This is a genomic window from Chitinophaga sp., assembly GCF_036566945.1.
Taxonomy (GTDB): domain Bacteria; phylum Bacteroidota; class Bacteroidia; order Chitinophagales; family Chitinophagaceae; genus Chitinophaga.
The window spans coordinates 1-11,839 of record NZ_DATCVJ010000375.1 but is presented as its reverse complement, the minus strand read 5'-3'; the positions used below and the strand labels follow the sequence as shown (position 1 = coordinate 11,839).

At 45.9% G+C, this 11,839-nt stretch carries 12 protein-coding genes; 11 read left to right on the top strand and 1 reads right to left on the bottom strand.

Going from position 1 to position 11,839, the window contains the following annotated elements:
• The first annotated feature begins 47 nt into the window (after nt 1–47).
• The 10 genes from hisH to VIP81_RS10955 all read left to right on the top strand — a co-directional run bounded on the left by hisH (nt 48) and on the right by VIP81_RS10955 (nt 9,011).
• Complete coding sequence (gene hisH / locus VIP81_RS11000) at nt 48–641, top strand: imidazole glycerol phosphate synthase subunit HisH (protein WP_331959868.1); 594 nt, start codon at nt 48–50, stop codon at nt 639–641.
• A 1-nt stretch (nt 642) separates the two neighbouring features.
• Nucleotides 643–1,788 carry a 1-(5-phosphoribosyl)-5-[(5-phosphoribosylamino)methylideneamino]imidazole-4-carboxamide isomerase gene (gene hisA / locus VIP81_RS10995; protein WP_331959865.1) on the top strand — a complete coding sequence of 382 codons (1,146 nt, stop codon included), beginning with the start codon at nt 643–645 and terminating at the stop codon, nt 1,786–1,788.
• 11 nt (nt 1,789–1,799) lie between these two features.
• Nucleotides 1,800–2,555 (top strand): imidazole glycerol phosphate synthase subunit HisF, encoded by a 756-nt coding sequence (gene hisF / locus VIP81_RS10990; RefSeq protein ID WP_331959862.1) that lies wholly within the window; start codon nt 1,800–1,802, stop codon nt 2,553–2,555.
• 21 nt (nt 2,556–2,576) lie between these two features.
• On the top strand, nt 2,577–3,170 hold the full coding sequence (gene hisIE / locus VIP81_RS10985) for a bifunctional phosphoribosyl-AMP cyclohydrolase/phosphoribosyl-ATP diphosphatase HisIE (RefSeq protein ID WP_331959860.1): 594 nt from the start codon (nt 2,577–2,579) through the stop codon (nt 3,168–3,170).
• A gap of 257 nt (nt 3,171–3,427) precedes the next feature.
• Nucleotides 3,428–4,513, top strand: coding sequence for an AhpC/TSA family protein (locus VIP81_RS10980; RefSeq protein ID WP_331959858.1), 1,086 nt, complete (start codon nt 3,428–3,430; stop codon nt 4,511–4,513).
• Nucleotides 4,514–4,583: 70 nt separating this feature from the next.
• Nucleotides 4,584–5,723 (top strand): AhpC/TSA family protein, encoded by a 1,140-nt coding sequence (locus VIP81_RS10975; protein WP_331959856.1) that lies wholly within the window; start codon nt 4,584–4,586, stop codon nt 5,721–5,723.
• Between the two features lie 299 nt (nt 5,724–6,022).
• Nucleotides 6,023–6,382, top strand: coding sequence for a BlaI/MecI/CopY family transcriptional regulator (locus VIP81_RS10970; RefSeq protein ID WP_331959854.1), 360 nt, complete (start codon nt 6,023–6,025; stop codon nt 6,380–6,382).
• A gap of 13 nt (nt 6,383–6,395) precedes the next feature.
• Complete coding sequence (locus tag VIP81_RS10965) at nt 6,396–7,934, top strand: M56 family metallopeptidase (protein WP_331959851.1); 1,539 nt, start codon at nt 6,396–6,398, stop codon at nt 7,932–7,934.
• Between the two features lie 109 nt (nt 7,935–8,043).
• Complete coding sequence (locus VIP81_RS10960) at nt 8,044–8,496, top strand: redoxin domain-containing protein (RefSeq protein ID WP_331959848.1); 453 nt, start codon at nt 8,044–8,046, stop codon at nt 8,494–8,496.
• A gap of 5 nt (nt 8,497–8,501) precedes the next feature.
• Nucleotides 8,502–9,011 carry a DsbA family protein gene (locus VIP81_RS10955; RefSeq protein ID WP_331959845.1) on the top strand — a complete coding sequence of 170 codons (510 nt, stop codon included), beginning with the start codon at nt 8,502–8,504 and terminating at the stop codon, nt 9,009–9,011.
• Here VIP81_RS10955 and VIP81_RS10950 read toward each other — a convergent pair.
• On the bottom strand, nt 8,994–10,040 hold the full coding sequence (locus VIP81_RS10950) for a formylglycine-generating enzyme family protein (RefSeq protein WP_331959842.1): 1,047 nt from the start codon (nt 10,038–10,040) through the stop codon (nt 8,994–8,996). The genes VIP81_RS10955 and VIP81_RS10950 overlap by 18 nt on opposite strands.
• Before the next feature lie 358 nt (nt 10,041–10,398).
• Here VIP81_RS10950 and VIP81_RS10945 point away from each other — a divergent pair, with 358 nt between their 5' ends.
• A complete protein-coding gene (locus VIP81_RS10945) occupies nt 10,399–11,763 on the top strand; it encodes a GH1 family beta-glucosidase (protein WP_331959838.1) in 1,365 nt (454 codons plus the stop codon).
• The last annotated feature ends 76 nt before the right edge of the window (nt 11,764–11,839 follow it).

The following is an 11,839-nucleotide window of genomic DNA, read 5'->3' as shown; positions in this document are numbered from 1 at the left end:
TCCGTAATTCGTAATTCGTAATTCGTAATTCTCCAAATAATTCTTATATGAAAACGGTTATCATAAAATACAACGCCGGTAATATTCGCTCCGTGCAGTTTGCATTAGAGCGTTTAGGCGTTAACGGTACTGTTACAGATGATCACGAAGAGATCATGGCGGCCGATAAAGTGATTTTTCCCGGTGTGGGAGAAGCCAGTACGGCCATGCGCTACCTGAAAGAAAGAAAACTGGACCAGGTCATCGCTGGCCTGCAACAGCCGGTGCTGGGCATTTGTCTGGGTATGCAGCTGCTGTGCAAACATTCGGAAGAAAACGATACCCATTGCATAGGCGTGTTTGATACGGCGGTAAAACGTTTTCAATCACCCGTGGAAAATCTGCTAAAGATACCGCAGATAGGCTGGAATAATATTACCGGTTTACACAGCGTGGTGTTTGAACATGTGCCGGAAAATGCCTACATGTACTTTGTGCACAGCTATTACGCCGCACTTGGGGCCGACACGGTAGCCATCACCAACTATGTGATCAACTACAGCGCGGCCCTGCAAAAAGATAATTTTTACGCGGTACAGTTTCACCCGGAGAAATCCGCGGAAGCCGGCGCCCGCATTATTGAAAACTTTTTGAACCTTTGAGATGAATATCCGCCAGATCAGTGCAGATGATACATGGGAACTACGCAGAGATGTGCTGTATCCGAATGAACCACTATCTGTTGTAAAAGTAGATCATGATGCAGACGGGTTACACTTTGGCGTTTTTGATCACGGACAACTGGTAACAGTGGTATCCCTTTTCCTGGGCCGCGACAGCGCCCAGTTCCGCAAGTTGGCTACCGCTCCGGCTGCACAGGGAAAAGGGTATGGTAGGGCCATCCTCGCGCATCTTGTTGGCATCTGCAAAAAAGAGAACATAAAACTGCTCTGGTGTAACGCCCGCGAAACAGCTGTCACCTTTTATGATCAGCTGGGCTACACCAAAAAAGGAGACTATTTTATAAAGAGCGGTATCTCCTTCGTAAGAATGGAATTACCACTAGACGGGAATAATATGACTGCTAAACGTTTCGAAATAATACCCGCCATCGATATCATCGACGGTAAATGTGTAAGGCTCACACAGGGCGATTACAGCCAGCAAAAAATATACAACGAACACCCGCTGGAAGTAGCAAAGGAGTTTGAAGCTATCGGCGTAAAACGCTTACACCTGGTCGACCTGGACGGCGCTAAAAAAGGACAGGTAGTGAACTGGAAAGTGCTGGAGAATATTGTAGGCAAAACCAGCCTGGTAACAGATTTTGGCGGCGGTATCAAAACCGGAAAAGATATAGACATCGTTTTCGAATGTGGCGCAGCATTAGCCACCATCGGTAGCGTAGCCGTAAAACAGCCGGAATTGTTTTTTAGCTGGGTAACACAATATGGCGCGGATAAAATATTTTTAGGCGCCGACGTAAAAGAAGAAAAAATCGCGGTAGGCGGATGGCTGGAAACAACCGATCTCTCCGTATTTGATTTTCTGGAAAGTAATATCGCACAAGGCGTTACCAATATCTTCTGTACAGATATCGCTAAAGATGGTTTGTTACAGGGCCCGTCTACCGAACTATACAAAAAAATCATTGCACGCTTTCCTGCCATTAACTTTGTGGCCAGCGGCGGCGTAAGCAATATTGAAGACGTGGCGGCCTTACAGGAAATTGGCTGTAGCGGCGCTATTATCGGTAAAGCCATCTATGAGGGTAATATCTCTATGGATGCATTAAAAACATTCCTGTAAAATATTAGCACATGTTGACCAAACGCATCATACCATGCCTGGATATCAAAGACGGACGTACCGTTAAAGGTGTCAACTTCGAAAATATCCGCGATGCCGGGGATCCGATTGAACTGGGGGCTTTATATGCCACACAGGGCGCCGATGAACTGGTATTTCTGGATATCACGGCTACGAATGAACGAAGAAAAACACTGGCCGAACTGGTGACCCGTATTGCCCGCCATGTGAATATTCCTTTCACAGTAGGCGGCGGCATTTCTTCTGTAGAAGATGTAAATGTATTGCTCCAGTCCGGCGCCGATAAAATATCCGTCAATACCTCTGCCTTCAAGGACCCGGCACTGGTAGACAGGCTGGCGCGCGAATTCGGCAGTCAGTGTATTGTACTGGCTATTGATACCCGTTTTGAAGACGGCGACTGGTACGTATACCTGAATGGTGGCCGCGTGAAAACAGACGTGAAAGCATTTGACTGGGCCAAAGAAGCGGTGAACCGCGGCGCCGGTGAAATACTCCTCACTTCTATGAACAATGATGGTACTAAAAAAGGCTTCGCACTGGATATTACCGCACAACTGTCGCAAAATCTCAATGTACCGGTGATCGCCTCTGGTGGCGCTGGTAACATGGAACATTTTGTAGACGTATTTGAAAACGCACAGGCAGATGCAGCACTCGCAGCCAGCATCTTCCACTATAAAGAAATAGAAATACCTGCGCTCAAAACCTTTCTTTATAACAAAGGAGTGAACGTAAGATTTTAGTGATACCTGAAACAAGTTAACATGCAGATAGATTTTCAAAAGTCGTCCGATGGCCTGGTCCCGGCTATTATACAGGATGCTGTGACTTCCAAAGTATTGATGCTGGGTTATATGAACCGCGAAGCACTGGAGAAAACCATGGCGGAAAGTAAGGTGACTTTTTTCAGCCGCTCCAAACAACGCCTGTGGACAAAAGGAGAGGAAAGCGGTAACTTCCTGATCGTAAAAGACCTGAAGGTAGACTGCGACCAGGATACCATCCTGGTGAAAGCCAGTCCCGTTGGCCCGGTATGCCATACCGGTGCAGATACCTGCTGGGATGAGCAAAATGTAAGCAACGATTTCCTGTCCACACTGGAAGGAATTATTGCCGACAGAAAAAACAATCCTACCGATAAATCCTATACTGCCAGTCTTTTTGCCCGTGGCATTAATAAGATTGCGCAAAAAGTAGGAGAGGAAGCGGTAGAAGTAGTGATCGAAGCCAAAGATGATAATGATGAATTATTCCTCAGCGAATCTGCCGATCTGCTGTTCCATTACCTGATCCTGCTGCAGGCGAAAGGATTCCAGTTGTCAGATGTTATTTCGGTGTTAAAACAGCGGCATAAATAGTTAGTTGGCTTCGCCAACTGTTAAATTTTTTTGACCCCGATTTTGATGATTTTAATGATTATCAGGATTTTATTCTTTCCATTTTATAGGTTTATTAGTTACTAATCATCCTATAATGAATAAAAATAAAATCAGTACAATCATTAAAATCATCAAAATCGGGGTCAAAAAAATTTAACAACGGGCGAAGCCCGCCCCTCCCTCCTTATAAAATCTCTTCGTATATTACACCCCTCAACTAATTAAAATAATTCGTAATGAAACAGATTTTCCTGTTAGCTGCTGTAGCGCTGTTTTCCACAGGAGTGAATGCCCAACAGGTGTCGGGCATTGTGAAGGGAGGCAACGGCAAAACCATATACCTTTTTGATGACCAGGATAACAGTCCGGATGATTCTGTTGTGATAAAAAATGAGCAATTCAGTTTTCGGGTGAAGGGCGGCAAAGAGCCGGCTGTGTATGCGTTGATTTTGAGAGATGTGAACTACCCGATGCTGTTTGTAACAGGAGGCAACGAATCGGTTCATTTTACCACTTCACTGGCTACTTATCCGATTGCATCTGCGGTAAAAGGCAATGACAACACGCAGGCCATGCAGCAGTACCAGAAAGCTTTTGAACCATTGATTAAAAGAGCGCAGGATCTGAATACAGCGGCTAAAGACATTAATCCGGAAGATGAACCAGGCAAAAATGCTTTCCGCAAAAAGGCCGACGACTTCAGCAAGGACGTGATTAAAACAGGCAAAGATTTTATCAAAGCCCATCCGTCCAGCATTGCCAGTATCTGGTTGCTGATGAATGAATTACGTTCCAGACTGGAACCGGAAGAATTCCAGGCGCTGTTCAGTTCCCTTGATAAATCCATACAGAACGGACAATACGGAGAAAGCGTAACCGCTTATATAAAAAGTCTGAAGGCCAATGGCGTTAATGTGGAGGCAGACGACTTTTCCCAACAAGACACGAAAGGACAGGCAGTGAAGCTTTCCTCTTTCAGAGGTAAGTATGTGCTGGTCGACTTCTGGGCCAGCTGGTGTGGCCCCTGCCGTCAGGAAAACCCCAACGTCGTAAAAGCGTACAACAAATACAAGGATAAGAACTTTACCATCCTGGGCGTTTCCCTGGATGATAACCGCGACCGCTGGCTGCGCGCTATCAATCAGGATGGACTGCAGTGGACACAGGTATCTGACCTCCGGGGATGGGGCAACGAAGTGGCCGTGCAATACGGTATTCAGTCCATTCCTTCCAATTTCCTGGTGAACCCCGATGGCAAGATCATTGCCCGCAATCTGCGTGGGGAAGAGCTGGAAGCCAAACTGCAGGAACTGCTGAAATAGCCGCTTATCAAAATCAGGTTGCGATTGATCAGCCGATTTTACAAATTTGTTGTTCGTAAAACAAAAACCAATGAAAAAAACGATTGTAGGTATTGCCCTTTTTGCACCGGCAGTAATATTTGCCCAGGATAAAAAAGGTTCCTCCGCAGGCAAGCCTTATACTATACAGGGAACTGTTTCCCAGCAACAGAACCCCGCTACCGTTTACCTGAGAATGCGTAAGGGTGGTGAAAATTTTGTAGATAGCGCCCAAATTAAAGACGGTAAATTTACGTTTAACGGTTCCCTGGAAGAACCAGGTCTGGCCAGCCTGATGCTGGTACAGAAAGGCACCGAAAAACCGGTATCTATGGGCCGCGACATGCTCGCAGTATTCCTGGATAAAGGCGCCATCACTATCACTACCACCGATTCCATCAGCAAAGCCACTGTAGCCGGTTCTAAAGCTAACGATGACTACAAAAAGCTGAATGAACAACTGAAAGATGTAAACGAGAAAGCAGCTGCACTGCAGAAACAATACCGTGAACTCGCTAAAAATAAAGATGAGGAAGGTATCAAGAAACTGGAATCACAGTATGATGCACTCGATGCAGAAGAAAAGAAAATAGAAAATGATTTTCTCTCTAAAAATACGGATTCTCCTATCTCCATGTTCTTACTGAACCAGGTAGCAGGATATGACCTGAAGCCAGCTGAAATATCTCCGCTGTTCAAGAAATTAAGCAAAGAAGCAAAGAATTCTCCTTCCGGTAAGGAATTCTCCAAACGCCTGGAAGCTGCCCGCAAAACAGCCGTAGGACAACCTGCGATCGAATTTGCACAGGCAGATGCCAGCGGCAAAAATATCAGCCTGTCCTCTTTCCGTGGTAAATATGTACTGGTAGATTTCTGGGCTAGCTGGTGTGGTCCCTGCCGCGCTGAAAATCCTAACGTGGTAAAGGCTTACGATCAATTCAAAGATAAAGGCTTCGAAATCCTCGGTGTTTCCCTGGACGACAAGAAAGATAAATGGCTGGCAGCAGTGGAAGCAGATAAACTTACCTGGACACATGTTTCTGACCTTAAAGGCTGGAAAAATGCAGCAGCAGACCTCTACGGAATACGCGCGATCCCTCAGAACGTGCTGATTGATCCTAAAGGTAAAATCGTTGCGAAAAACCTGCGTGGTGAAGAACTCGCCTCCAAGCTGGAAGAAATCATGAAATAATTAGCTGCGTAAGCAGTACGTTTTGGAAGGGGCTGTATCATCGATGCAGCCCCTTTTTTATGCCCTCACCGGTAGGCGCTTGTTGCCTCCTGGCACAACTGGTTATCTTAACAGCTAATAGCCGGAACAACGATTGCTATCAAATCCCCTTTGTTTACCAATCACAACAGATAATAGCCGAAAAACGGCGATTTCGCTCAAAAAACAGCTTTCTCTCCCTCCCCAAAAAATAAATTTGTTTGATCTACGATAACTTCGTAGATTTACGAAAGAATCGTAATTTACCATAAAATGATATCATGGAAAAACTGACCCAGCAAGAAGAAACAGCCATGCTGGCTATCTGGAAAGTCGGGAAAGGTTTAGTGAAAGACTTCCTGGAAGCGCATCCTGCGCCGATACCACCATATACTACACTGGCGTCTACCATTAAAAACCTGGAAAAAAAAGGTTTTCTGGAAAGCCGCAAAATAGGTAACGTATATGAATACACGCCATCCATTGAAGAAGCCGCCTATAAACAAAAGTTTATGAACGGATTTGTAAAGGATTATTTCGAAAACTCTTATAAAGAACTAGTATCCTTCTTCGCAAAAGAAAAGAAGATCAGTCCAGACGAATTGAAGGAAATTATCAACATGATAGAAAAAGGTAAATAATAAACTATTAACTATGGTACCTGCTATTTTAATATATCTGTTAAAGGCGAATATTGCACTGACCATGTTTTTCCTGGCATACCGTTTTGGTTTACGCAGACTCACCTTTTATACACTAAACAGGCTATTTCTGTTGATAGGTATCTCATTTTCCTCCTTGTTTCCCTTTATTCCCATCAATGCATTTGTAAATAAACATGAAGTCATTGCCGGCACAGTACTGACCTATATCCCCAATTTCGCCGCCTGGCAGGCCCCCGCACCGGTGTTTACCGTTTGGACCGCCCTGGTATATGTTTTCTGGATAGGGGTATCGGTCATGGCTATACGTTTTTGTATACAGCTTTTTTCTCTTTGGAAAATTCACCGCATATCACAGCGCGCTAAAATCGATGATATAACGGTGCAATTGTTACAACAACCGGTGAATCCGTTTTCCTTTTTCCGTCATATCTATATAAATCCTTCCCTGCACCAGCCGGAGGAACTGCCCGCTATCCTGCACCACGAAAAGGTACACGTACAGCAATGGCATACCGCCGACGCATTGCTCGGAGAAGTCAACAATATTTTTTACTGGTTCAACCCCGGCGCATGGCTCATGAAAACAGCCATCCGTGAAAACCTGGAGTTCATAACAGACAGGTTCCTGCTGCAGCAGGGCGTGGATAAAACCAGTTATCAATACAACCTTATTAAAGTAAGTGGGATCCCTTATGCGACGGCCATCGCAAACAATTTCAATTTCTCACACCTTAAAAAAAGAATTATCATGATGAACAGTAAAAGGTCATCCCGCTATCAACTGCTACGTTATGGCGTATTAGGAGCATTGGTCGGAGCATTGGTTTTATCGTTGAATTATACAAAAGCATCCACCGCATTGCACTTTATCAATGTAACGGATACGGTACCAGCTAAAAAACAGACCCCCCCGGCACCAAAAGTGATCAAGGTGAATGTCAAAGAAACGAAGGCTACGCCCGCTTTGCAAGAGGTGAAAGTAACACCGGCAGTAAAGGCGTCCACATCCGGGAACGTTATCTCTATCCACTCTGCATCTGGTAAGGACCCGGTTATCGTAGTAGACGGTAACTTATCGAGCAAAGCAGCTGTAGACGCGATGGACCCTAATACTATTGAATCCGTTAACGTAGTGAAAAACCAGGCACCTGAACAGAATGAAGTAGTAGTAAAGGAATATGGTGCTGCGGCAGCAAATGGAATCGTGTATGTTAAAACGAAACAACCCAATGTTATCGGTATTGTTGCCAGACCAGGTGGTACTCTTAACAGTCGTACATCGGGCCAGGAACCATTGGTGATAGTAGATGGTGTTCCTCGTGCGAAAGATAAACCTGTTGCGGACATTCCTCCAAACAGTATTGAATCCATTACAGTGTTGAAAGATGCGTCCGCCAAAACAATATATGGTGAAAAGGGCAGCAATGGTGTGATCCTCATCACCACAAAAAAAGGCCTGAGTGGAACTCCAAAAGAAGACGTTAAAGTAGAAGTACATGTCAATGATTCCACAAAAATGATTAGATAGTGCCAAAGCATTTGCTACAAAAAGCCACGGTCCGCCACCGTGGCATTTTTGTGTCTGTACAACTTTATCGGCCCTTCGCTGTTTATATAGGTGATTAATTCACCTGCATATGTTACAAAAAGGCGAAATAGCCCCCGATTTTACATTAAGCTCCACCCCCGAAAAAACGGTTACACTCAAAGAACTGCGCGGAAAAAATGTGATCCTGGCTTTTTATCCGGCCGACTGGAGTCCGGTATGCAGCGACCAGATGGCATTGTACAATGAAATGCTTAAATACTTCGAAAAGTATAACGCAGTGATGTTAGGTATTTCCGTAGACGGCGCCTGGTGCCATCATGCTTTTGCCAAAGCCCGGCAACTGCACTTTGATCTGCTGGCCGACTTTGAACCTAAAGGTGCAGTATCCCGTCTGTATGGCGTATATGAAAACGGGGTTAGCCAACGGGCACTCTTTGTAATAGATGTCAACGGCATTATACAATGGAGCTACTTATCGCCTATTGGCCAAAATCCTGGTGCCGATGGTATCCTGGAAGCATTGGAAACCCTTAAAAACTAACGCGAATGCCTACCCTGATTCCTCCCGTGAATGCTTTGGATCATATCGCCGGTGTGCCCAATGCTACCATAGAACTGGTAGAATATGGCGATTTTCAATGCCCTTACTGCCGGGAAGCTTTTTTTGTAGTAAAACAACTGCAGGAACGCTTTGCTAACCGGCTCCGGTTCGTTTTTCGCAACTTCCCGCTCTCAGAATCCCATGAATATGCCATGGATGCTGCATTGGCAGTAGAAGCGGCGGCTAATCAGGACCGGTTCTGGGAAATGCATGATGCTATTTATAACCGCCAGCCTGAATTGAATGAAGCATTGTTATTGAGACTGGCGGCCGATCTTGAACTAGACCTGCGCAAGTTTGCCGATGAAATGGAATCACCCAAACTACTCAGCAGAGTGGAAGCCGACTTTGAAAGCGGTGTTCGTAGCGGCGTAAATGGTACGCCTACCTTTTACCTGAACGGGAAACGCTATAACGGTGACTATAGAGTGCTGTCCTCATTTCTGGAGGACTGATCGCACACAACGGAATCCCAGATTGGATAAACCGGATTCAGGTGTGCTTTTCATACGCGCCGATACCCGGTAACCCCGGCAATACTCATCACTGCACATATAGGAACCACCCCTGATCACCCGCTTGGCCTGCCCCGGATCATCAGGATCAAAACCCGCTGCAGGACCTGCCGGATTTTGTACGCCCTTTTCTCCCTGTACGTAGTAGTTGGCATCGTACCAGTCTTCACACCATTCCCATACATTACCAGACATGTCATACAACTGGTAACCATTAGGACTATACGTTTTTACCGGCGCCGTACCATAATAGCCATCTGTTTTGGTATTCTTATAAGGGAAGTTGCCGTTCCAGGTATTGGCTTTTAGTTTACCGCTGGTTAGCGCTTCATCGCCCCAGGGATACAATTTCCCGGAGAGGGCGCCACGGGCGGCATATTCCCATTCTGCCTCCGTAGGGAGTCGTTTTCCGGCCCATTTGGCGTACGCCTGTGCATCCAGCCACGACACCTGCGTAACCGGCTCATGGCCCCTGTTATCGATATTGCTGCCTGGTCCTTCCGGATGCTTCCAGCTGGTGCCAGGCACAAATGTCCACCATTGCGAAATATCATTGAAAGGAACCGCATGATCCGGCGGTGTAAATACCAGTGCGCCCGGCGCCATCATACCCGCCAGTACACTACTATCCGGCTCCGGAGTGCCCGGTGGTAAACTCGCCATCAGCTCCTCTTTACTAATTGGCTTCTCAGCAGTGGTTACATAACCCGTAGCCGCCACAAAGTTGGCAAACTCCTGCTTGGTCACTTCATGTTCATCCATCCAGAAACTGGCCACATCTACCGGGTGCTTCGGGTATTCATCTGCCATGCCGGTAGAATCATCTGCCCCCATCCGGAAAGAACCGGCAGGTATCAGTACCATCTTATTCAGCGTGTCTTTTTCAGTACCGGCAGCGCCCTGCTTACCGGGGTTGCCGGCACAACTGCTCAGGAGAGCAAGTCCAAGCACCAGGTTTATTTTCCACATTTTTTAACCGTCTGTTTAGTCGTTTTTCAAAAATAATATTTAAAAACGGGGATTTTTGTCTTTCTCAGGATTATACTGATTATGATGATTCTCAGGATTTTTTTGATTTTGTATTTTTGATTTTTAAGATTTTAATATTCAAAGATTCAAAGATATCTCCGCACATCTTTTAAAATCAAAAAATCATCAAAAAATCATCAGAAAAAATCCAGAGAATCAGTATAATCAGTATAATCAGTATAATCCTGGGAAAGACAAAAATCCGCGTTAACAATTATATAATTACTTTTCCCCGAAAACTGTTGTAAACTGCATGTTGTTACGGGGCCGCTAGTCCCCGGTTTTATCGGTATCGCGTATGCAAAAAACTGCTGTACCCTTTACACGCAAGGATTTCGGGGAAGACTTTCTTTGGGGTGTTACTATTTCTGCTTTTCAGAACGAAGGTGCTTTCAATACAGATGGCAAAGGGCTTTCTATTTGGGATACTTTCTCCGGCCGTAAAGGCAAAATCAAAGATAAAAGCCATGCGCAAATAGCCACTGACTTCTATAACCGCTACACCCAGGATATTCTGCTGGCCAAGCTGCTGGGCTTCTCAGTGTTCCGTTTTTCTATTTCCTGGTCACGCATTCTTCCCAAAGGTACCGGCGCAATCAATCCTGCCGGCATCGACTATTATCACCGCGTAATAGATGCCTGCCTGGAACTGGGCCTGGAGCCCTATATCACCCTGTATCATTGGGATTTACCCCAGGCGCTGGAACATAAAGGCGGCTGGAGTCATCGGGGAGTAGTGTTTGCTTTTGAAGAATTTGTGAGAATATGTGCCCGCGAATATGGCAATAAGGTAAAGAACTGGATCGTGTTAAATGAACCATTTGGTTTTACAGCATTGGGCTATATGCTCGGTGTACACGCACCCGGTAAGTTCGGCCTGTCCTGGTTTTTACCGGCAGTCCATCATGCCGTGCTGGCGCAGGCCGAAGCCGGCCGCGTGCTCCGCGACGAAGTAGCCGGCGCTAATATCGGTACCGCACTGTCCTGCTCACAGATCATTCCCTATTCTAACAGCGAAGCCGATTTGCAGGCGGCACGCCGCGCAGATGCCCTGTTTAATCGCCTGTTCCTGGAACCCGCGCTGGGCATGGGTTATCCGGTAGATGATTTTCCGCTACTTAAAAAAATAGGCCGCCGTTACGCGCTGTGGCGCGATTGGGACCGGTTGGCATTTGATTTTGATTTTATAGGCGTACAGAATTATTTCCCTTTGGTGGTGAAATACAATTCTTTTATGCCCATCGTGAAAATCTCTGAAGTAAAAGCAAAATCAAGAAATGTTCCCCTCACCGGGCTAGGCTGGGAAATTAACGGCAACGGACTATACGAAGTATTGAAACAATTCGCCGCCTACAAAGGCATAAAAAAACTCATTGTAACGGAAGGCGGAGCGGCTTTCCCGGATATACCCGCCGAAGATGGCCGGGTGGAAGATATTGCCCGTATTCAGTATTTTCAGGAATACCTCGCCGCCGTGCTCAAAGCCCGACAGGAAGGCATTCCGGTGGACGGCTATTTTGCATGGACCCTCACCGACAATTTTGAATGGGCAGAAGGCTATCGCGCACGCTTTGGCCTCGTTCACGTAAATTTTGATACCCAGCAAAGAACCATCAAAGATTCCGGGTACTGGTTCCGGGAACTGCTGAATGCAGAAAGCTAAAGGCAAAAAGCAAAAAGCTATTGAGGCGGATGACCGGAGTGGAAAATAATATTTGTTTTAGACTTTTGCGAAGGTT